The sequence below is a fragment of the Synechocystis sp. LKSZ1 genome, from assembly GCF_040436315.1.
Classification (GTDB): domain Bacteria; phylum Cyanobacteriota; class Cyanobacteriia; order Cyanobacteriales; family Microcystaceae; genus Synechocystis.
Map to the genome: position 1 here is coordinate 288018 of NZ_AP031572.1, position 20111 is coordinate 308128.

The 20111-nt window shown below is 48.0% G+C and carries 24 protein-coding genes; 2 read left to right on the forward strand and 22 right to left on the reverse strand.

Annotated features, from left to right (window positions below):
- Positions 1-79: 79 nt before the first annotated feature.
- The gene (locus ABXS88_RS01390; RefSeq protein ID WP_353673417.1) at positions 80-628 is read left to right on the forward strand and encodes a TetR/AcrR family transcriptional regulator; all 549 of its coding nucleotides are present in this window, start codon (positions 80-82) and stop codon (positions 626-628) included.
- Between the two features lie 54 nt (positions 629-682).
- Here the strand turns inward: ABXS88_RS01390 and modB are convergent, their stop codons facing one another.
- From modB to modA, 3 genes are read right to left on the reverse strand one after another with little or no spacing between them, the layout of a single operon-like run.
- Entirely contained in the window at positions 683-2647 is a 1965-nt protein-coding gene (gene modB, locus ABXS88_RS01395) for a molybdate ABC transporter permease subunit (protein ID WP_353673418.1), read from the reverse strand.
- 48 nt (positions 2648-2695) lie between these two features.
- A complete protein-coding gene (locus tag ABXS88_RS01400) occupies positions 2696-3445 on the reverse strand; it encodes a DUF364 domain-containing protein (RefSeq protein ID WP_353673419.1) in 750 nt (249 codons plus the stop codon).
- 50 nt (positions 3446-3495) lie between these two features.
- On the reverse strand, positions 3496-4290 hold the full coding sequence (gene modA / locus ABXS88_RS01405) for a molybdate ABC transporter substrate-binding protein (protein WP_353673420.1): 795 nt from the start codon (positions 4288-4290) through the stop codon (positions 3496-3498).
- Between the two features lie 133 nt (positions 4291-4423).
- On the opposite strand from modA, the gene ABXS88_RS01410 reads away from it, so the two are divergent.
- On the forward strand, positions 4424-4636 hold the full coding sequence (locus ABXS88_RS01410) for a molybdopterin-binding protein (RefSeq protein WP_353673421.1): 213 nt from the start codon (positions 4424-4426) through the stop codon (positions 4634-4636).
- Between the two features lie 146 nt (positions 4637-4782).
- On the opposite strand, the gene ABXS88_RS01415 is transcribed toward ABXS88_RS01410, so the two are convergent.
- The 19 genes from ABXS88_RS01415 to nifS all read right to left on the reverse strand — a co-directional run bounded on the left by ABXS88_RS01415 (position 4783) and on the right by nifS (position 20069).
- Positions 4783-5034: a hypothetical protein gene (locus ABXS88_RS01415; protein ID WP_353673422.1), complete on the reverse strand. Its 252-nt coding sequence runs from the start codon at positions 5032-5034 to the stop codon at positions 4783-4785.
- Complete coding sequence (locus tag ABXS88_RS01420; protein WP_353673423.1) at positions 5034-5495, reverse strand: ArsC/Spx/MgsR family protein; 462 nt, start codon at positions 5493-5495, stop codon at positions 5034-5036. Before ABXS88_RS01420 ends, ABXS88_RS01415 begins: the two co-directional genes overlap by 1 nt.
- An 18-nt stretch (positions 5496-5513) precedes the next feature.
- Positions 5514-6134: a cupin gene (locus tag ABXS88_RS01425; protein WP_353673424.1), complete on the reverse strand. Its 621-nt coding sequence runs from the start codon at positions 6132-6134 to the stop codon at positions 5514-5516.
- 19 nt (positions 6135-6153) lie between these two features.
- Positions 6154-6684 carry a flavodoxin gene (locus tag ABXS88_RS01430; RefSeq protein WP_353673425.1) on the reverse strand — a complete coding sequence of 177 codons (531 nt, stop codon included), beginning with the start codon at positions 6682-6684 and terminating at the stop codon, positions 6154-6156.
- Positions 6685-6756: 72 nt separating this feature from the next.
- Positions 6757-7056, reverse strand: a complete 300-nt coding sequence (locus tag ABXS88_RS01435; RefSeq protein WP_353673426.1) for a 2Fe-2S iron-sulfur cluster-binding protein — start codon at positions 7054-7056, stop codon at positions 6757-6759.
- A gap of 64 nt (positions 7057-7120) precedes the next feature.
- Complete coding sequence (locus ABXS88_RS01440) at positions 7121-7486, reverse strand: iron-sulfur cluster assembly accessory protein (protein ID WP_353673427.1); 366 nt, start codon at positions 7484-7486, stop codon at positions 7121-7123.
- A gap of 76 nt (positions 7487-7562) precedes the next feature.
- Positions 7563-8333 (reverse strand): HesA/MoeB/ThiF family protein, encoded by a 771-nt coding sequence (locus tag ABXS88_RS01445; RefSeq protein WP_353674853.1) that lies wholly within the window; start codon positions 8331-8333, stop codon positions 7563-7565.
- A 75-nt stretch (positions 8334-8408) separates the two neighbouring features.
- Positions 8409-8717 (reverse strand): nitrogenase-stabilizing/protective protein NifW, encoded by a 309-nt coding sequence (gene nifW / locus ABXS88_RS01450; RefSeq protein WP_353673428.1) that lies wholly within the window; start codon positions 8715-8717, stop codon positions 8409-8411.
- Complete coding sequence (locus tag ABXS88_RS01455; protein ID WP_353673429.1) at positions 8714-8935, reverse strand: CCE_0567 family metalloprotein; 222 nt, start codon at positions 8933-8935, stop codon at positions 8714-8716. Before ABXS88_RS01455 ends, nifW begins: the two co-directional genes overlap by 4 nt.
- 136 nt (positions 8936-9071) lie before the next feature.
- A complete protein-coding gene (locus ABXS88_RS01460; RefSeq protein ID WP_353673430.1) occupies positions 9072-9551 on the reverse strand; it encodes a NifX-associated nitrogen fixation protein in 480 nt (159 codons plus the stop codon).
- Complete coding sequence (nifX, locus tag ABXS88_RS01465) at positions 9548-9973, reverse strand: nitrogen fixation protein NifX (RefSeq protein ID WP_353673431.1); 426 nt, start codon at positions 9971-9973, stop codon at positions 9548-9550. Before nifX ends, ABXS88_RS01460 begins: the two co-directional genes overlap by 4 nt.
- Positions 9974-10028: 55 nt before the next feature.
- Positions 10029-12779, reverse strand: a complete 2751-nt coding sequence (locus ABXS88_RS01470; RefSeq protein ID WP_353673432.1) for a bifunctional nitrogenase iron-molybdenum cofactor biosynthesis protein NifEN — start codon at positions 12777-12779, stop codon at positions 10029-10031.
- A 42-nt stretch (positions 12780-12821) separates the two neighbouring features.
- Positions 12822-13142: a Mo-dependent nitrogenase C-terminal domain-containing protein gene (locus ABXS88_RS01475; RefSeq protein ID WP_353673433.1), complete on the reverse strand. Its 321-nt coding sequence runs from the start codon at positions 13140-13142 to the stop codon at positions 12822-12824.
- 8 nt (positions 13143-13150) lie between these two features.
- Complete coding sequence (locus ABXS88_RS01480; protein WP_353673434.1) at positions 13151-13441, reverse strand: nitrogen fixation protein NifZ; 291 nt, start codon at positions 13439-13441, stop codon at positions 13151-13153.
- A 115-nt stretch (positions 13442-13556) separates the two neighbouring features.
- Positions 13557-15125, reverse strand: a complete 1569-nt coding sequence (gene nifK / locus ABXS88_RS01485; RefSeq protein ID WP_353673435.1) for a nitrogenase molybdenum-iron protein subunit beta — start codon at positions 15123-15125, stop codon at positions 13557-13559.
- A 94-nt stretch (positions 15126-15219) separates the two neighbouring features.
- Entirely contained in the window at positions 15220-16665 is a 1446-nt protein-coding gene (gene nifD, locus ABXS88_RS01490) for a nitrogenase molybdenum-iron protein alpha chain (RefSeq protein WP_353673436.1), read from the reverse strand.
- Between the two features lie 132 nt (positions 16666-16797).
- The gene (gene nifH, locus ABXS88_RS01495) at positions 16798-17670 is read right to left on the reverse strand and encodes a nitrogenase iron protein (RefSeq protein WP_353673437.1); all 873 of its coding nucleotides are present in this window, start codon (positions 17668-17670) and stop codon (positions 16798-16800) included.
- 245 nt (positions 17671-17915) lie between these two features.
- Positions 17916-18815 carry a Fe-S cluster assembly protein NifU gene (gene nifU, locus ABXS88_RS01500; protein WP_353673438.1) on the reverse strand — a complete coding sequence of 300 codons (900 nt, stop codon included), beginning with the start codon at positions 18813-18815 and terminating at the stop codon, positions 17916-17918.
- Positions 18816-18884: 69 nt separating this feature from the next.
- Entirely contained in the window at positions 18885-20069 is a 1185-nt protein-coding gene (gene nifS, locus ABXS88_RS01505; RefSeq protein WP_353673439.1) for a cysteine desulfurase NifS, read from the reverse strand.
- Between the last annotated feature and the right edge of the window lie 42 nt (positions 20070-20111).

Genomic DNA, 20111 nt, shown 5'->3' on the forward strand with positions numbered 1-20111 from the left:
TTGTACCGTCCGTTCGGTATGGATAAAATGTACCGTTCGCTCGGTATAATGTCAAGTGTTGCATTCAAAATCATTGCCCATGCCTAAGGACACCTACATTCCCTGCCTGTTAAGCCTTTTTCGCCAGCATGGTTACGATGGTGCAACCCTATCCAAAATTTCTGAGGCAACTGGATTGGGCAAGGCAAGTCTGTACCATCATTTTCCGGGGGGCAAGGATGACATGGTTAAGACAGTGCTGGATTATCTAGAAAGCTGGCTGGATCAAAATGTATTGCAACTCATCCGCAGACCCGGTGAGCCGTTAATCCGTTTGCAACTAATGTGCGACCGCGTCAGTGAGGTTTATGAGGAAGGACAACAACCGTGCCTCTTTGCTATTTTGTTATTGGGTTCCGCCCGCGATGTATTTCATGCTCAGGTGAAAGAGATACTTTGCGACTGGATTGAAGCGATCGCCACATTACTAATGGAATCTGGGATGGATCCAGCCCTGGCCTGGCAACGGGGAGAAGATGGCGTCCTTGCTATTCAGGGTGCATTGATTTTATCGCAAGGGTTGGACAAGCCGGCCCTGTTTCAGCGTGTCATCAAACAGTTACCGCAACAACTCTGTCGGACATTTTAAGCTGACAAAATATCGCGCTTGTACGAGTCTCAAAATACTTATCTGATATAAGTATTAAGTAAAATCAACTAAAAATAGGCGTTCAGGATCGAGGCGGCAGTGCCAAGGGAAGGGAAAATTCTGTAATAATTGCCAATTTTCTTTAAATAGTTCTACTTGTAAATGATAATCTTGAAAATGCTCGGGAGGGTTATTAAGCTTGAGGTAAAGTGTCATTTTAAAGGGAGTTTCACTTTTTTGAACCAGCCAACAAGGAAAGGTATTGTGACTCGATATTTCTACATGCGCGAGGTAAGAAGGCAAAGTTTCCGGAAATTGAGCTTCAGCTTCTAAACTATAGTTTTCGTTAAAGAGAATATTCTTTCTGAGGCGGGGCTGAGATTTTAAGGATTCTACTTCAGCAAAAAGCAGGTGATGGGCGCGAATACAAATATGATTAGCAGTGGCGGGGAACGGCTCGGACAATGTTAAGGTACAATTCCAATTTAAGGCTCTGACCTGCCGAGGAGAAATAACCTCAATAGCGGAAAAATTCTTACAACCGGTTAAGCGCGCCACTTCGTATAAATTCGGGTGTTTAAAAATTTCTTGTTTGTCGCCATGTCGTAAAACTTTTCCATCTGAGATCACGAGTAAATCTTGGCAAACTCGATAAATTTCTTCTAAATTATGGGACACCATCAGCGTAATGCCTGGATAAAGAGAAAGGGTTTCCAACAAATTTTTCTCCATTTGACTACGTAGTTGTGTATCTAGGGCCGAAAAGGGTTCATCCAGTAATAAAATCTCTGGCTCAATTACCAACGCTCTAGCGATCGCTACTCGTTGTTGTTGCCCTCCAGATAGATGAGCCGGATAGCGGTTTTCTAGATCTTGGAGGTGCATTTGGGAAATTTTGATATCAACCCGCCGTTTTTGCTCAGCAGAGGGTAAATTTCGCACACCAAAAGCAATATTTTCTCTAACTGTCAAATGGGGAAAAAGGGCATAGTTCTGAAAAACAAAGCCGACTCTTCGCTGGCAAGGAGGAAGATTAATGCGGCGACGAGAATCAAACCAGACCCGGCCATTAACTGTAATTAAACCACGATCGGGGGTTTCTAAACCAGCAATACACCGAAGCGTCATGCTTTTGCCTGAACCTGATGCGCCGAGAAATCCTAGAGCTTGTTGACCACTTTCTAAGGTTACTGCTAAGCTAAAATCCGCATGTTTTTTTTCAATATCTAAAAATAAACCATCAAAGTTTGAAATAGATTCACTCCTTTTCAGATCTGATAATTTTAGATCAAAAATATTTCTTAGTAGATTTAAGCCCAGCAATGAATAATTCTTTTTTGTAGGAATAGATTGATTCTTGCTTTGCTTTTTTTCTGTCCAAAAATTAACAACAATGATCACTGATAAAGAGATAAATAATAACACCAATACCCAAATGAAAGCCGTTTGGTAATCCCCCGATTCAGTAGCAAAGAAAATTGCCAAAGGCATGGTTTGGGTTTTACCTGGGATATTGCCCGCTAGCATCAACGTTGCGCCAAATTCCCCTAATGCCCGGGCAAAAGAAAGAATAATTCCCGCTACAATACCCCGATAGGCTAAGGGAACCATAATTGTCCAGAAAATTCGCCATTCCGAACTACCCAGGGTTCTCGCCGCGAGGATAATATTATGCTCGATTTGCTCAAAAGCACCCAAAGAAGTACGGTACATTAAAGGAAAAGAAACGACGATAGCACTGATCACCGTGGCTTGCCAGGTGAAAATAAGATTAATTCCCATTGCCTGTAAAGCTTGACCAATCCAGCTATTTTTCCCGAGAAGTAATAGCAATAAAAATCCCACCACCGTTGGCGGCAAAACGAGAGGAGCAATAAAAAGCGTATCAATAATGCTTTTGGCTTTACCACGACGATCGAGCATTAAACGGGCGGCGATCAACCCTAAAAAAAAGGTGATCACAGTGGTGCAAATCGCCGTTTTTAGAGAAATTGACAGAGGGGTAAGATCGAGGGTCATTGTTAACAGATTGAGTAAGAGAAAGCAGGGAGTAGCATTAGGGAATTTTTATAATTTGAGAAGGCAGTACTGAACACTCGTTTCAAAGATTCGTTTCCCGCCACCTTCAGCAATGGTTTGTCGTAACTGTTGGGGATCGATAATATTAACGCCAGCAAGGTCGTCAATGCCCATTTCTGCGAATTCCTTTAGCCAAGGAACAGTTGGCTCCATTAAGACAACTTGGGCCTGTTGAGCAAGTTCTACAAGGCGAGGAAAGGTTTTGTTAATAATTGAAGTGGCGGTTAAAAAGACCCAGTCGGCTTGGGGAAGTAAATATTCTGCCGCTGGATCGGGAAAATCTTTATCGATAGGTTGACGTTCAATTACCTGTACATCAAAATTTTTTTCGTAGCGTGATAAGCTAGGATAACGACCAATAATAACGACTTTTTTATCGTTAATTTGGGGTAAGAAGTAATCAAAAACAGCTAGATTATGATCACTTTTAGAGAGCAAGGGTTGAGCTTGTTTTAAAAGTGGCGATTGCCCATTAATGATCAAATTAATAACAGCCATACCGACGGTAGCTTCGTAAGGGTGCCAAGATTTAAGCCAGGGTGCTAAGTCGGCGATTTTTTTCTGGGCTAGTGTTCCTGACCAGGCTAAAGTACGAGTTGGAATCCCTGGACTCATCGCTAAACCGATACCGTTGCCATCACAAAAAGTCCAGGTTAGACCGATTAAAATTTCTCTCACTAGGGTAGGAGAATTTCCATAGTCTAGCAGTAGGTCATAAATAGCATAGGGAGAAAGCATTAAAATAAGGTTCTTAGATTTAGTTTAATAAATTAAAATATGGACATAAATTAGTCTACAAAGCCATATTTTTTTAGAATATTCTTGGCTTGAGTGCTGGTTAAAAATTCCCCAAAGGCTTGGGCTGAATTCGTATTTTTACTCTCTTTTAAAATGGCAAGGAGATAAACAATGGGGGTATGAGAATTTGGGGGTGCGGTGGCAACAACTTTAACTTGATTGGAAGTTTTTGCATCCGTGAGATAGACCAAGCCTGCATCGACATTTCCAGTTTCTACGTAGGTTAAAACCTGACGAACGTCTTTGCCATAAATCAGTTTTGGTTGAACTTTATCCAAGATTTTGTAGAACTTAAAAGCTTCTTCTCCATATTGACCTGCCGGCACAGATTTAGGCTCTCCGATAGCAATTTTAGTCACACTTGGCTTAGTTAAATCGGAAAACTTCTGAATCCTATTCTCAGTTTTCGGCGTAATTAAAACGATTTGATTGCGGGTAAAAATTTTACGTGAACCTGGCAAGAGCATGTTTTTACTTTCTAGGGCATTCATCTGCTTATTAGCGGCAGAGATGAAGAGATCCACGCTGGCCCCTTGTTCAATCTGTTGTTGTAGAGAACCCGAGGAGCCGAAATTATAGGTGATTATTGTTTTCGGGTCTTTTTTCTGATATTCCGTCTTAATTTCGTTTAAAACATCTTTAAGACTAATTGCGGCTGAAACCGTTAAAGCCTGGTTTTGGGCAAGAGCCGGCTGACTTAAGTTTATTCTTTCAATCGCCAAGAGAGAAATTTGGGAAAGGCCTAGCCCTAAAAAAAGTAGCTTTAAAAACTGCTTTCTTGTCATGAGAACTTCTCCTTTTGTAGCTTGCTTTACTTAATCATTGTTTAACTATAAGGCATTATAAATTTGTCCCTGAAGAAATGCCGTATCTCTTAATACTTTTCTTCAAAATAATCCGTTTAGGAGGATTAGTTTCATGCAAGTTAGCGCCAGAAATTGTTTGAAAGGAACAGTAACATCTGTTAATATTGGTTCTGTTAATACTGAAATCACCTTAGAAATTGCCCCCGGTTTTAAGGTCGTTTCTATTATTACTAAGGCCTCTGCAGAACAGTTGGAGCTTACTGTGGGCAAAGAAGCTTATGCAGTGATTAAAGCCAGCGATGTTTTAATGGCAATCAACGACTAGATAGTAAACGAAGCTCTTCTTTGGTAGTCCCCCCTTGCTGGGGGGCACCTGGACGATCAATACAATGTTTGGGTCAAGGAGTCTTAGCAGAAATGATCCCAATCTGAATCGCCGGAAATAGTTAGTAACAAGGTTAGAAAATTATGCTATCCGTCTTGGGGGGCGGTATACAATCCCAGTTGGCAGGAGAGCTCCTTGGCCAGAAAGACTAAAAATTTGGCGGCTTCTAAATTATCGTTATGGGCAAAATAGGCGGATGCTTGCATCAATGCCTGAACGAAGCCACCATCAATTAAATCTACGGATTCATCTAGGATCGCTGGCTCCTGACCATTGGGACATTGGAGAAGGCGATCGATGAGTTCTAGGTAAAGGGTTTGACGGGAAGTGTTAGTCATCAGTTATCAGCGGTCAGGAAGGGGTGAACAGGGTTGAGTAGGGGGGGACAGGTTTCTAGATCGGGTTTCGGACTAGTCTCACCAGAGAGAGATATGGCTAAAGTTGAAGTCTTTAAGCCGATCCAGGCATCGATTATTTCAAGATCAAAACCGACTTCCCAGCGATCGCCGACTCGCAGTATTGGACGGCGAATGAGTAATGGGTCTTGGATCATTAATTGCAACGCCGTTTCTACGTCCAAGGTTTTGGGGTGTACTTGCCCCGATTTAATGGCTGGCGCTGTGGGGTTAAACCATTTTCCAATCAGGCGATCGCCAAAACAGGCTTGAAGTCGTTGCGGCGTCCATGGTTCAGTGAGCAAGTTACGGGCCTCCACCGCATGACCCGCCGCCGTCAGTAACGCTTTCTGTTTGGTGTTGTTAATACAACCTGGTTTTTCGTAGAAAATAACGGCTACCATTGGGCATTCCCTCTGTTGTTAAAAGTTTTTTGCGGTTTGGGTCATTGGTTCAAATTGAAAGCGTCCTTTGGCGTGGGAATCGCCGTAGAGTTGAAAGGTAACGGCCGTCTCAGTGCCGATGGTGGTTACCTGATGGATCGCGTCGGGATGAAAGCTAATAATTTCCTCAGGGGTCAACACATATTCGCCGATGGGTTCTATCTGTAGCGGTTCATCTTTGGCGTTAACGCGATGCCAAAAGGTGTGGTGGTCAGTCCCTTGAATTTGAAACAGAACGCCCCATGCGCCGTGGTTGTGAATGGCAGTCCCTGTCCCAGGGCGTGTTGCCACGTTCTGCACCGTTAACGGATAGCCAATTTCGTCATACAGGGTGGTGACGTGTACCCCTGTTTTGGGGTCAGGGGGATGATGCTGTGTTTTAACCCAATAGGAGTTGGTGAGTAGCTGACGCACTTTTTGGCGGATTTGCGGCAGGTAGTCCCATTCCTCTTGTTCATTAGCGGCCTGGGCCACAATGGCTAGAACCTCCGTTAAAAATTGGTGCAGGTAATAATTTTCCCGTAACAGGTCCCAAGTGCGAACCTTGGGACGCGGTTGACAGATACCCGCCGCGTTCACAAACCAGTCTCTACAGGTCATGCCATAACTCCCCCTGAGCTTAAGCGGATAACGCTGGAAATTCAGCCTTTAGACTGTCTAACCAACGGGCAATCCGTTCAGCCGTCTTGTCGCTTTCGTTCACTTCGTCTAGGGGGAGGCCCACAAAGCGACCATCCCGAATGGAACTAGATTGTTCAAAGGAATAGCCATCCGTCGGCACGGCCCCCACGACCTTCGCACCCAAGGCCTTAAATTGATCGTACAAAACGCCCAGGGCCCCCACAAAATGCTTGCCATGATCGACACAATCGCCGGGGCCAAACAAGGCGATCGTTTTACCAGAGAAATCGGGCTTATCCATCTCAATATCAAAGAGGGGTTCACGCCAATCGTTCTGGACCTCCCCGGCCCCCCAAGTTGAACAACCAATTAGCAAATAATCATATTTGAGCAGATCGTCAACGTCGTCATAGTCCTCCGCCATGCTGTACAAATCACAGAGGTCTTCACCGATTTCGGCTTGCAGTTTTTCGGCAATTTCCTCGGTAACGCCCGACGTACTGCCATAGAAAATTCCGATGGTGGCCATAATGTTCAAACTCCTATCGTAATGAACGTGTAAAATGAATAGAAGTAATGCAAATTCTCAGGGTAAAACTGTCTAAACCAGATAGGCTTCCATATGGGTTTTAATCGTGCAATCGGAACGGGGATAGGCGGCACAGAGTAAGACAAATCCTTTGGCGATTTGCTCTTCATCTAGGAACGATTGATCTTCTTGATCGATTTCCCCTTCTACTACCTTGCCAACACAGCTAGAGCAAGCACCAGAGCGACAGGAAAAGGGTAATTCCAAATCTTGTTCTTCGGCGGCATCAAGGATGTAGGTGTTCTCATCTACGGGGATGGTGAGATCAATATTGCGTTTTTTGTTAATTAAATGCACTTGGTAGATCGTCATGATTGATTTCCTCAACGAGTCTTTGGAAAGATAGGGGGGTTAAGGTTGAAAAAACCTAATGAATTTAAGAACAAGCAACTCCAGCCGGACTACAATCGCCAGCTTGAAAGGATTTACCACAGCCGCAGGTGTTGGTTGCATTTGGATTGATAAATTTAAAGCCACTTTCCAGCAAACTATCGATGTAGTCCACGACTACCCCCGCCAGCAAAGGCGAGCTTTGGGGATCAATGAAAACTTTCAGGCTACCGAATTCCACAATTTCGTCATCGGGCTTCGGTGTTTCAGATACTTTAATGTCGTACTGATAACCGTTACAGCCGCCATCTTTGACCGCTAAACGGATACCATGTTGGGGCGTATAGTTAGGAATGCCACGGACAAAGGTCCGTAGTCTGAGTTCTGCTAGTTCAGTAAGGGTAACAGTCATAAAATACTCCTTGGGTGAAATAGGTGAAATAACAACAGATAAAGGAACAATGAGGTAATCAAGCTCGCTGTTTTGATCAGACTCCATCGAGTAAGTGGGCCGAGAGAGCACCACAAACGGGACAATTTGGGTCGTGGTAAGGACGACGTTTAGCAAATTCAGCGCGGGCTAAGTCCATGGTCAAAAGTTGGCCAAGTAAAGGCTCCCCTAGGCCGGAGATTAGTTTGATTCCTTCCAAGGCCGCTAAACAGGCCAGGGTGCCCGATACGGCTCCTAGCACTCCAAAGCCCCAGCGGTCCCATTCGGGTTTTTCGGGAAAAATACAATGGAGACAGGGGGTTTTGCCCGGCACAATGGTGGTGAGATAGGCCTCCATCCCGTTCATGGCGGCTTCCACCATCGGTTTTTGCCAGCGCACACAGGCAGCATTTAATAAATCTCGCTCTAGGAAATCAAACGCGCAATCTAGGGCAATGTCGGCTTTCTGAACTAGTGGCTCGATATTATCGGCGCTGACATAGTCACAAACTGCCTCAATTTCAATATCCGGATTGATTTGGGACAGACTGTGTTGGGCCTTATAAACCCGAGGTTGTCCTACCCAGTCGTCAGTCATCAGAATTTGTCGATTCAAATCGTCGCGCTGTAAATTGCCGCCCCGAATCAAAATGATTTTGCCCACGCCCGCCACGGCTAAGTAAAGCGCCGCTGTTCCCCCTAAACCGCCAACACCCGTTACTAACGCAGTGGCATTTTTTAAGCGGCGTTGTCCCGTTTCCCCGAGGCCGGGTAGTATCATCTGGCGACGATAGCGCTCAAATTCAGTGGGAGAGAGGGAGGGAAGCATCGAAATCACGGTTTTAGAAAATAAATAAACTATTCGATCAGGGTTGGCGATCATGCCGAAAACCTTGCAGGGGGCCTAGGATTCTAAGGTAATGTCCGACAACATCACCACGTCATGGGGCTTGTCTTGAAAGACTTTGAACAACTTTTGTTCCACCCCGGAAGAAGTCGTAAATACTTCATAGGCTTGGGTCAAGGCCTGTCGGTAGGTGCTCAATTGGGTGGCCTCATCTTGGGTTTCGTCGGCTAACTGCACCAGTTCTGAAAACTTACGTAAGATATGCAGTCGATTGATGTTCACCACATGGGGGTCGTAGGGGATGGCGAAGAACTCAAAATAGTCCTCGGCATCTTTAAGCTGATTAAATTGGGCGAGGGTGGTCACTGGGCGGCCTCCAAAGTTTTTAGTTGGGCTTTTAAGTCCCGGAGTTGGCAGTAGATAGCATAAGTTTGTTCTGCTACAGCGGGGAGTTGGTCTAGAGCCACAGGCAGACCTTCGGCAATATCGTGAAGATCCATCTTCATTTGACCGGCTTTGCTGTTGAGCTTTTTAATTTGCTGTTTGAGCGAATCAATATCGACGGGGGCAGTGGAAGTGGTCATTTTTAGACAAGAAAAAGAAGAATTCAGGGTGATGGGAGAAATGGTGATTCCCATGAAGTCTACGCATTGAGATTCCTCTACACTTTGACAAGCTCAGTGGGCCAATCCCCTATCGTAAAGGGGACTTGGCACTGTCCTAAATGTCTGCAACTTCGGGAAAACGTCTAGCCAGATCAATACCTTTTAGCACTAATTGTTCTCCCTCTTCATGCAATTTTTCGAGACTAGCAAAACCAAAGCGTTGGGCATCTCGTAAGGTTTTTGACACCAACAACAGGCGGCCGGAAAAAATCAAGGCCCAGCCAAAACCTTCATGACTGAGATCAATCACCACTTGGGATAATAAGCCGGTTTCTTGCTCAATGCGGTAGGCGATGGCCCGGTAAAAGGCCAAAATACGGCCTTGGGCGATCGGATCCACCTCGCCTTCCACAGAAATTTGGCGTTTTTCGGCTTTGCTCAATACATAGGGTTTCAGCAAGAGTTCATCGGACCAGTTCCGAAACGTGCCATAGGGATCGTTCGCACGAATCTGCTGAACCATGGCTTTTAAAAAGGGAGAACTATCAATAAACAGGGCAGAGCTTAGTTCCAGTGGGGTAGCGACAGAACTCATACAGCGACTTCCTCCTCAATTTCTAGGTATATTTCGTCAAATTTGCTTTGTTCCCCTTTTTTCAAGGCTTTGCGTAACCACGGCGGTGGACTGCCGTTGAGGGTGGCTACCAGGCGGTTCAGAATGTCTTTGATGTCCGCGTTGGGTTCGGGGGATTTGATGGGGGTAATGTTCATATTGATCAGACGAGCCGCGGCGCTGGGGCCAATGTCGGCAACATAAACGATAGTGCAATCCTTCAGGGCTTTAAGCTTGGGTTGCAATTTGTCTTCGTTGCCATCTTGCTTGAGGTTGCCGCCAAACTGAACGGATTGATTCAAGGTGTAACCCGTGACATCAATGTCATAAATATCAATCTGTTTAGCGGAGCCAAAGTGGGCATTGACCGCCTCAGAATCTTGGGTAGTAAAGGCAATTTTCATGGTGTTTTCTCCTAGGGAAAAATAGCGCTAATTGGCAAGGGAATGGGGGCCAGATTTAGCCGGTACCCGCGCGCCAGTGGTGAACCAAACGATGGACTCGCTGTTGATCGGTGGTTAAAAACAGGTTGCCAATGTCGAACAGCAGATCCAACGTGCCGCGATAGCCGACGGTACAACGGTGAGTGTTGCCGAGATGCTCGAGCAGGGGAAAGCCGAGTAGATACAGCGGCAAGTTGAGACGACGGGCCAGGGGTCGGGCTTTGGAGTTTGCAATCAGCAAATCAGCCCCGGCCGCGCCATCTTCCAGATCTTCGAGATCGCCGATGTAAGCTTTTGCAATGGGGAGCGTTTTTAACAGCGGGGATTGGGTGGAAGTCACAGCCGCCTGGATTTCAACCCCTAAGGAATCAAGCCACCACGTAACGCTGTAAAGCAAATCCGGTTCCAAAGCAATTGCCACTTTTTTCTGGCCAAAATAGAAGTGGGTATCAAGCATGGCATCTAACAGACGGCGGCGCTGGCGTTCGTATTTGGTCGGGACGGGGCGATTGCTCAATTGAGACAGGGTCGTCAGGAATTGGTCAACGCCGTTCAATCCAGTTAGTTGATTAAACGTAAAGGCGGGCGTGCCAAAACGCTCGATCAACACCGTTGCCGCTTTTGTCAAACTCTGACCCAGTACTAACGTTGCTGCCGATCGCCCTACCGCCCGTAACTGGGCCACCGTTGTTCCGCCCGTGGGTGTACCGTAATATGCTTCGTCATCTAAATGACCGTCTAGGGAAGTTGAGAGATCGGGAACGACAATGGGGTTTAGCCCAAACGCTTCCACTATTTCCTTTAGTTCCTCCACATCGCCGGGGCCGAGGGCCGAACCCGCTAACACCGTCACCTGTTGGGGATCAATCTCTCCCGCTTCTGGCAGGGATTGCATCAGGCTGGTAACCGCAGCGGCAAAGCCATCTTCCAAACTGCCTTTGTAATCGGGGGTTGATGCCAACACAATCGGGGTGGTGACTTCTGGGTGGTGGGTGTGAAATTGGGTTAAGGTTCCAGCCATATCGTCATTGCGTACCTCAGTCAGGGCCGTGCTAAACAAGCCGATCAACTCTGGCTGATTTTTTTCAATCACTGTCAGCAGTCCTTGCTCAATATTGGTGTCGCCGCCCAATACGGTACTGACTTCACTCATGGCCGTGGTGGCCAGGGGAATTGACTCCTGAAAATGTCCCACCAGTAGGACTTTGGCAAAAGCCGTACAGCCTTGGGAACCGTGAAATAGGGGCATTGCGCCTTGAATGCCTAAAAAGGCGAGGGCGGCCCCCAACGGTTGGCTTTGTTTTAAGGGGTTAACGGCGACTGCTTTGCGGCGGGCAATGACCTGGGTAGGCGTTGTTGGGGCTAACGTCTCTGGCACAGCAGTCTGAGCGGCTGGGGTTTGCCAGGGGGGAACATTGCGTACCGCTTCCCAGACGGGACTGTAGAGGGTTTCGTCTAACTCCTTGGCCATCTCCAGCAGTCCCCCATAGCCAGAATAGGGGTTATGGCGTTCTTGGTTGACATGCAGGAAAGGAATACGGGCTTTAAGGGCCGTGAATTGATTCCGTCCCCCGGCGATCAGCAAATCTGCTTTGGTTTGCTCAATCACTCGCAAGATCTCTTGAGCGCCGCCTTTGTCCATCATGATGCCGTCGGTTCCCAGTAGATTTTTAATCCGCGCCTTATCCGCTTCAGTACTTTTGCGGGTACTGGTAGCAACCACTTTAATGCCTAGATCCTGTGCAGCAGAAATAATCGACCAACTTTTGACACCACCGGTATAAATGACCACCCGCTTATCCTTCAGACGCTGGCGATAGGGGGCCAACTGCTGATCGAGCTTGGCCGTTTCTTCTGCAATAAGATGTTCCACCCGCTCTTGCAGAACCGTATCCCCTAACTGTTGAGCAATATGACGCAGGCAACGATTAACATCAGCAATGCCATAGAAAGACTCTTCGATGTAGGGGATGCCATACCGAACTTCCATTTTGGTGGCTAGGTTAATTAAAGCCTTAGAACAGATTAAGACATTCAACTTGGCATGGTGGGCGTAAGTCACTTCCCGGTAGCAGGCATCTCCCGTGATTTTGGATAAAACCCGAATGCCGAGCTTTTCCAACAACGGCAGTATGCCCCAGGTTTCCCCCGCGATGTTGTACTCGCCAATTAAATTAATGTCGTAGGGGGTGGTGTAATCGGGTTCGCCAGTGCCAATGACATAGTCTAACAGGGCCTCTCCAGCTAAACGATTGCCCAGATTTTTACTGCCCGCAAACCCCGGTGCATGGACAGGAATCACCGGTAGGGCCAGTTTTTCGCCCGCCACTTTGCACACTGCATCGAGGTCATCGCCAATCAGCGCCGTGACACAGGTCGAGTAAACAAAGACCGCCGCAGGACTATACCGTTGTTGGATCGTCTGAATGGCGTTATAGAGCTTTTTTTCGCCCCCAAAAATAATGTCGTTTTCGCTTAAATCCGTCGTAAAGCCTACTTTATAGAGACTCGACCCAGAAGATAAACTCCCCCGCCCCCCCCAGGAATTGCCCGCACAGGCGATCGGGCCATGGACTAAATGGGCGGCATCGGTAATCGGAACCAGAGTAATACTAGCGCCATCAAACGCACATCCCCCTTGGGCGGCCCCCGGTTTGGCCTGTTGCTTACAGGCTTTGTTATGGCCCGCTCCATTTTTTTCGTGATTGTGTTCACAACCCGGTTGGGTCAAAAGGTCATTAAGTTTGCCGGAAGTTACGATGGTCATGGCAATAAATCGTGAAAGGATGCAAGGGGGAATCAGTCTGCGTCAACAGATGTAATGGGAAATATCTTCACCGCAAACATCGGCGAGGTACGATAAAGAACGAAATCGGAGTCCCACCAGTTCGTTATAAACCGGGTTCAGTTCGCAGAGGGCAGGAATGTGGATTTCGCGACCCATCAGAGAAAAAGTCCGTTCAAAGGGGCAACAGCAGGGAATAATGCGACAAACCTGGTGGGCAAAGAAACGATTATTAACATCAAGGCGGTCAATCCAGTCGCGTAACGGTCGCAGAATCTCTAAACCAGAGGCAGGGCCGGGGGCGGAAATAGGGTGGGAATGGAGGTGTTCGGTAAAGCTGTCCATGGGAGTGATTAGGTTTCTTGGGTCGAAGGTGACGGACGGTCTTCCGCCAGTTCGAGTTCGCGGCTAAGGCAACCGACGACATAGTTACTTTCCAGGAAATGAACAGAGTAGATATAGACCCGTTGCAGATAAGTCCCGATACTAACGATGTAACCCACATCCCCCTTTTTTGCTAAATGAAAGCCGATGTCTTTGCCGGGAAAGGTGCCGTCATTACGCAGAACTTTGCGGGTACGAACCCGTTGTCCGAGATCAAAAAGAGGAGGGCCATCCAGTTCAATTTCTTCGCTGAGTTTCATGATCGGTTAGCAGTTATTAGTAAGCAAGGCTGGGGCCAGTTGCAAATACCTTTGAGAGAGGGAAAGCCTCCGTCGCAGGGGAAGTCGGCGAAAGGCCCCTGAGCACTTGTCCTCATTAGCGAATGAGGTCGAAGGAAATATCCGTTTTGGCAGGGATAATAGTGTTGCGATCCAGTTCTTCTAAAATGGTGTTAATAATCCAGTTGAACTGGTTAATCGCCCCTTGGTAGCCCAGCGTGGGGTAACGGTGCAGATGATGGCGATCAAAAATGGGATAACCGATACGAACCAAGGGAGTTTTGGTATCCCGCCAGAGGTACTTGCCGTAGGAGTTGCCAATTAAAAGATCCACTGGCTCGGTGAACATTAAAGAACGGAGATGCCAAAGATCCTTTTTGCCCCAAATGGTGGCGCCTTGGCCGTAGGGATTGTTGGTCAATACTTCCCGCAATTCCGCTTCAAATTCGGGGTTGCTGTTGGTGACGACGATATGAAGGGGTTCAGCGCCCATTTCTAAGAGAAACTGGGTTAGGCCAAACACATGATCTGGATCGCCGTATAGAGCAATGCGCTTGCCATGAATCCAGGCTTGGGAATCCGTCAAGGCATCGACGGCTCGGCCCCGTTCTTGTTGCAGTTCTAGGGGAATTGCTTTGCCGGTAATGGCCGACAGGGCCATGAGAAATTCATCGGTTCCCTTAATGCCAAAGGGACGGAAATTATAGGTCTTTTGCCCCCACTCTTTGGCAATGTATTCCTGGGTTTTAGGGGTGGTGTATTTCTGGAAGAAGAAGGAACCTTCGGCGTTAATGGAATCGCCAGCTTCCTCCAAGGTGGTCAAGCCGTTGTACATCTTAAATTCACCCGTGTTGGGGGAATCAAAGGTATCTGAGTTGTCCGACAAAATGGTGTAATCAATGCCGAATAACCCTAAAATTCGCTTCAGTTCCCGAATATTGCCGACGTAGGGGTCAAATCCTAAGTTGAAGTTAAATTTGCCATTACTGCTTTCAGCCTTTTTGCCTTCCGTCAGCGTTTTGAGGATGCTGATTAGCATATTGTCGTAGCCCGTGATGTGGGAACCGACAAAGCTGGGGGTGTGAGCCGAGGGGACAGGTAAATCGGCGGGAATCAGTTCTTCATTCTTGGTGGTTTGAATAAACGCGCCAATATCATCGCCAATCACTTCCGCCATACAGGTGGTGCAGAGGGCAATCATTTTCGGCTTATAAAGCTCGTAGGCGTTTTGCAAGCCCTGCTTGAGGTTGTTGAGGCCCCCAAAAACCGCTGCGTCTTCGGTCATGGAGGATGAAACCGCCTGGAAGGGTTCTTTGTAATTCCGGGTTAAGTGAGTGCGGAAGTAAGCAACGCACCCTTGGGAGCCGTGGCTGTAGGGCAATGTGCCTTCAAAACCCGATGCCACAAAAAGAGAGCCTAAGGGTTGACAAGCTTTAGCGGGATTAATGGTCAGGGCTTCCCGGGCAAAGTTTTTTTCGCGGTAATCCCAGGTTTTTGTCCATTCGGCAATTTCTTGGATTTTTTCCGGGCTGTGGGCACCTTCAAACTGGCGTTTATACTCAAATAGGTCTTGGTAAGTATCGGTATGGAATAAGTCAAAATGGTCTTGAATCTTACCAGGGTCAGTGGTTTGTTCGGGGACTTGGGGATTGGTGTTGTTAGTCATGATCGGTTCCAGGGAAGAGGGCAATGAGAGAGAAAGGGAAACAAAGTGGATTTCTACAATCTGATTATTGAAATCTGACCCGTTTCCCGTAGGACTAGGAATTCCAAGGGGCGGTGATTAAATCCCACGTGGGGTTATTGATCGCCAGATCCATGTCACGGGCAAATACCTCAAAGCCTTCGTAGCCGTGGTAGGGGCCGGAGTAATCCCAGGAGTGCATCTGACGGAAGGGCAACGCCATTTTTTGGAAAACGTATTTTTCTTTAATGCCGGCGGCGATTAAATCCGGTTTGAGCTTCTTGGCTAGTTCTTCAAATTCAAAACCGCTCACGTCGTCGTAGATGATGGTGCCTTCAGCTACGTATTCAGCGGTGCGTTTGTAATCATCGCCATGGCCAAATTCGTAGCCGGTGCCAATCACTTTCATCCCTAAGTCTGTAAAAGCAGGAATAACGTGACGGGGACGCAAACCCCCCACCATCATCATCACTTCCTTGCCCTCTAGACGAGGACGGTATTTCGCGGTGATCGCCTGCATCCGGGCTTCATGTTCAGCAATCACTTTTTCCGCGTTAGCTTGAATGGTTTCATCAAACTGGGCGGCGATTTTGCGGAGGGAGTAGGCAATTTGGGTAGGGCCAAAGAAATTATATTCCAGCCAGCCAATGCCGTATTTTTCTTCCATGAAACGACAGATGTAGTTCATGGAGCGGTAACAGTGGATGAGGTTTAATTTAGCCAGCGGGGTCATCACCACTTCGTTAAAGGTGCCATCGCCGGAAAATTGGCAAATCACCCGGAGGCCAATGGCTTCTAACAAACGGCGACTGGGCCAGGCGTCGCCGCCAATGTTGTAGTCGCCAATGATGTTGACATCGTAGGGGCCGGGTTCAAAGCCGTCAGGAAGCTTGCGATACTCGTCGGCTTTGGGCATTACCCAATCTCGCACCGTATCGTTGGCGATGTGGTGACCGAGGGATTGGGAAACCCCCCGGAATCCTTCGCACCGAACGGGAATGACTGGTTTGCCGGTTTCTTTAGCTTTCTTTTTGGAAACGGCTTCGATGTCGTCCCCAATCAAACCGACGGGACATTCTGATTCAATGGTGATGCCTTGGCTGAGGGGAAATAGTACTTCTAACTCGTCAATCAGTTTGTCAAGCTTTTTGTCACCCCCAAACACGATGTCGCGTTCTTGGAAATCGGAGGTAAACTGCATGGTGCCAAAGGTGTCGATACCGGTGGTTCCGATATAGTAATTACGACGACCCGACCAAGAATAGTAACCACAACCGACGGGGCCATGACTTAGGTGAATCATGTCTTTGACTGGCCCCCAAACTACCCCTTTCGCGCCAGCATAGGCACAGCCACGGGTAGTCATCACGCCGGGAACAGATTTTTTGTTAGATTTGACACCGCAATCGCTGGCATCGGCTTCCGTCACGTTTAAGTGCTTAGCACGGATTTTTTTCGCTTTGTCGGGATAGGCGTCCAGGACTTCCTGGATAAGGGCATTTTTATCAATAACAGTGGTCATGATGACCTCTCTAATAGGGTAGAAATTGGGGTTGTCCGGAGGAGGAAGGGAACTTCAGAAATTAAAATTTCCAAGATCTGGTTTATTTTCTGACTTCCCTTCCGGTCTGCCATAAAATCGCTACGGGGAGGACTAAACTGTAACGAGGCCTTTGTCGGCAGCGATTGCCTTTTCATACTCTTCTTCACCACCAAGGAGACCGAATTCTACTAAGAGATCTTCGAGTTCATCCATAGAAATAGGGGTGGGGATGACAAGGTTTTTATTGTCTTCAATCTTGCGAGCCAGTATGCGATATTCTTCGGCTTGCTTACTGTCAGGCGCATACTCGATCACTGTCATTCGGCGGAGTTCGGCGTGCTGCACAATGTTGTCGCGGGGGACAAAGTGGATCATTTGCGTGCCGAGTTTTGCCGCTAACGCTTCGATCAGTTCAACTTCTTGATCGCAGTTACGGCTGTTGCAGATCAAACCGCCGAGGCGCACCCCACCAGAGTGGGCATATTTAAGGATCCCGCGAGCAATGTTGTTAGCGGCGTACATGGCCATCATTTCGCCGGAAACTACAATGTAGATTTCCTGGGCTTTCCCTTCCCGGATCGGCATGGCGAAACCACCGCAAACCACGTCCCCTAATACGTCGTAGGAAACAAAGTCGAGGTCTTCGTAAGCGCCTTCTTCTTCGAGGAAGTTGATAGCGGTGATAATGCCGCGACCCGCACAGCCAACGCCGGGTTCAGGCCCACCAGACTCGACGCATTTCACACCTTTGTAGCCAGTGAGCAACACTTCGTCGAGTTCCAAATCTTCGACTGCGCCCCGTTCCGCCGCTAGGTGCAGAATAGTTGTCTGGGCTTTACTGTGGAGCATCAAGCGAGTGGAATCGGCTTTGGGATCGCAGCCGACAATCATGATGCGATTACGATCTGCTAAACCCGCAATGGTATTTTGGGACGTGGTGGATTTACCGATACCGCCTTTTCCGTAAAATGCAATCTGTCGCATGGGAATGTTTCTCCGTGAAAGTTTAAGTGAATGAAGTCAATTAGGTGAACTCAAGCCGCGAATAGTCGAGGAATTAAGAAACCCGAGAATAAAGTGTCTGAAGGGCTCACTTTGGGTGAGAATCTTTCGGGGTTGACCGGAGGCGATCGTCCGCAATGGATAAAAAGATTTGTTGGGTTCATCGGAAAACATAGAGTTTGGGTATGACTTTGATGGGTTGGGAAGCGGCAAAGGTTAGGCTCGGTTTAAACAGTGACTTCTTCGACTGTGAGGGTTGGTAGTCCTCGTTGCCGCAGTTGCGCTTCAATGGCATATTTCACCGTTGCCGTACTGCTGGAACAACCATGACACGCACCTTTTAGGACAACCTGGACGTGGTCGCCGTTAATATCGAATAACTCCACATCGCCACCATCAGCGCGTAATACCGGGCGAATTTCTTGATCCAGAACTTGTTGAATCAGGCTAATCTTTTGCAGGGTGGTCATGGGCAGAGCCGCTGTCGTCATGTCCACCGTGGCTAGTTCTGCTGCTAACCGGGTCGGCACAGCAGCCTGTTGCTGTTGAATTTCTTGCAGAATGTCTTCCACCGCTGCCAAGCAAGTGCCACAACCGCCCCCTGCTTTAAGATAATTGGTGACCTGTTCCAGGGTGGTCAAGTTATTCTCGATAATGATGCGGCGAATGCGGGGTTCCGTCACCGCATAACAGGAACAAACCAGATTGCCTTCGTCTTCCTCGTGGTCTTCAACTTTAATGCCCCGGTAACGAAAAATGGCGGCTTCCAGGGCCTCTTGTCCCATCACCGAACAGTGCATTTTGGCTTCCGGCAGGCCCCCTAAATAGTTGGCAATGTCGTGGTTGCTGACCTGGAGCGCTTCATCCAGGGTTTTCCCTTTGACAATTTCCGTTAACGCCGAAGATGAGGCAATCGCACTCGTACAACCGAAGGTTTGAAATTTGGCGTCAAGAATCGCCTCAGTAGAAACTTGGATTTTGAGATGGAGCCGCAAGGCATCGCCGCAGGCAATACTCCCCACTTCGCCAAACACCACTGCCACATCCGGTTCTTGCTCGTCGGTAATCGCCCCTTGGTTAACTGGGTTATAGAACAAATCAAGCACTTTTTGAGAGTAATTCCACATAACAATTTCTCAGCTCAAGAAGGAATTTTTTAATGTCGGTCAACAGATTTCAGCAACAGAGGGCCGGCCCTAGGCCACGTTTCGACTCTGCAACCAATCGGCCCGATCGTTGTTGAAAGGAGACAAGGAGCGGAGTTTGTCCACAATGCCGGGCATTACCGTTAATACCTGGCGAATTTCATGCTCAGTGGTAAAGCGGGATAGACTGAAACGAATCGAGCCATGCAAAATGACATAGGGCAACTGCATCGCCATCAGCACATGGGAAGGCTCGAGGGAACCCGAGGTGCAGGCCGAACCGGAAGAGGCGCAAATTCCGTATTGGTTGAGCATGAAGAGAATGGCTTCCCCTTCAATGTATTTGAAACCAATATTGGTGGTGTTCGGCAAACGGGATGCACCACCGCCATTCACTTCGCAGTCGGGAATTTGGGACTGCAACTGGGTTTCTAATAAATCCCGCAACCGCCGTTCGCGCTCCACGTTGTACAAATGAGTCTGAGCTAGTTCCGCCGCTTTTCCTAGCGCCACAATCCCTGGGACATTCTGGGTTCCGGCCCGTCGTCCCCGTTCTTGATGGCCGCCGAGAAGGAACGGCCGGAAGCGGAAGCCACGACGCACATAGAGAGCGCCAATCCCTTTCGGCGCGTGGAGTTTATGACCCGAGAGGGTCAGCATATCAATGGTGCTCGTACTCAGATCAATCGGGACTTTCCCCACCGCCTGTACCGCATCCACATGGAAGGTGGCGCCATAGTCCTTGGTGATCGCCCCAATTTGTTCGACCGGGAAAATCACTCCCGTTTCGTTATTGGCATACATGGTGGTCACCAGGGCCGTGCCGCCGGTCATGGCCGCTTCCAGTTCCAGTAGATCAAGTTGACCCCGGCGATCGACGGATAAATAAGTAACGCGATAGCCCTTCTTTTCCAAATGCTTGCAAACATTGAGAATTGCGGGATGCTCCACCGCCGTCGTTACAATGTGCCGCTTATCGGGCTGGGCCGCCAATGCAGCATGAATTGCCGTATTATTGCCTTCGCTCCCGCAACTGTTAAAGATAATTTCCGTTTCTTCCGCGCCTAACAGTTCCGCTACCTGGCCTCTCGCCTTCAGAATATCAGCCCCGACCTGACCGCCAAAACTGTGCATAGAAGAGGGATTACCATACAGATCGCTCAAATAGGGCAGCATTGCCTCCAACACGTCGGGGTCAACCCGAGTCGTTGCATTGTTGTCTAAGTAAATGACCATTTCAATATCTCCAGTCAAAAATCAGTTATCGATCAACAGCGA

Coding starts and splice junctions, on each gene's coding strand:
- ABXS88_RS01390 (WP_353673417.1), top strand. CDS start 80: ATGCCTAAGGACACCTACATTCCCTGCCTGTTAAGCCTTTTTCGCCAG.
- modB (WP_353673418.1), bottom strand. CDS start 2,647: ATGACCCTCGATCTTACCCCTCTGTCAATTTCTCTAAAAACGGCGATT.
- ABXS88_RS01400 (WP_353673419.1), bottom strand. CDS start 3,445: ATGCTTTCTCCCTATGCTATTTATGACCTACTGCTAGACTATGGAAAT.
- modA (WP_353673420.1), bottom strand. CDS start 4,290: ATGACAAGAAAGCAGTTTTTAAAGCTACTTTTTTTAGGGCTAGGCCTT.
- ABXS88_RS01410 (WP_353673421.1), top strand. CDS start 4,424: ATGCAAGTTAGCGCCAGAAATTGTTTGAAAGGAACAGTAACATCTGTT.
- ABXS88_RS01415 (WP_353673422.1), bottom strand. CDS start 5,034: ATGACTAACACTTCCCGTCAAACCCTTTACCTAGAACTCATCGATCGC.
- ABXS88_RS01420 (WP_353673423.1), bottom strand. CDS start 5,495: ATGGTAGCCGTTATTTTCTACGAAAAACCAGGTTGTATTAACAACACC.
- ABXS88_RS01425 (WP_353673424.1), bottom strand. CDS start 6,134: ATGACCTGTAGAGACTGGTTTGTGAACGCGGCGGGTATCTGTCAACCG.
- ABXS88_RS01430 (WP_353673425.1), bottom strand. CDS start 6,684: ATGGCCACCATCGGAATTTTCTATGGCAGTACGTCGGGCGTTACCGAG.
- ABXS88_RS01435 (WP_353673426.1), bottom strand. CDS start 7,056: ATGACGATCTACCAAGTGCATTTAATTAACAAAAAACGCAATATTGAT.
- ABXS88_RS01440 (WP_353673427.1), bottom strand. CDS start 7,486: ATGACTGTTACCCTTACTGAACTAGCAGAACTCAGACTACGGACCTTT.
- ABXS88_RS01445 (WP_353674853.1), bottom strand. CDS start 8,333: ATGCTTCCCTCCCTCTCTCCCACTGAATTTGAGCGCTATCGTCGCCAG.
- ABXS88_RS01455 (WP_353673429.1), bottom strand. CDS start 8,935: ATGACCACTTCCACTGCCCCCGTCGATATTGATTCGCTCAAACAGCAA.
- ABXS88_RS01460 (WP_353673430.1), bottom strand. CDS start 9,551: ATGAGTTCTGTCGCTACCCCACTGGAACTAAGCTCTGCCCTGTTTATT.
- nifX (WP_353673431.1), bottom strand. CDS start 9,973: ATGAAAATTGCCTTTACTACCCAAGATTCTGAGGCGGTCAATGCCCAC.
- ABXS88_RS01470 (WP_353673432.1), bottom strand. CDS start 12,779: ATGACCATCGTAACTTCCGGCAAACTTAATGACCTTTTGACCCAACCG.
- ABXS88_RS01475 (WP_353673433.1), bottom strand. CDS start 13,142: ATGGACAGCTTTACCGAACACCTCCATTCCCACCCTATTTCCGCCCCC.
- ABXS88_RS01480 (WP_353673434.1), bottom strand. CDS start 13,441: ATGAAACTCAGCGAAGAAATTGAACTGGATGGCCCTCCTCTTTTTGAT.
- nifK (WP_353673435.1), bottom strand. CDS start 15,125: ATGACTAACAACACCAATCCCCAAGTCCCCGAACAAACCACTGACCCT.
- nifD (WP_353673436.1), bottom strand. CDS start 16,665: ATGACCACTGTTATTGATAAAAATGCCCTTATCCAGGAAGTCCTGGAC.
- nifH (WP_353673437.1), bottom strand. CDS start 17,670: ATGCGACAGATTGCATTTTACGGAAAAGGCGGTATCGGTAAATCCACC.
- nifU (WP_353673438.1), bottom strand. CDS start 18,815: ATGTGGAATTACTCTCAAAAAGTGCTTGATTTGTTCTATAACCCAGTT.
- nifS (WP_353673439.1), bottom strand. CDS start 20,069: ATGGTCATTTACTTAGACAACAATGCAACGACTCGGGTTGACCCCGAC.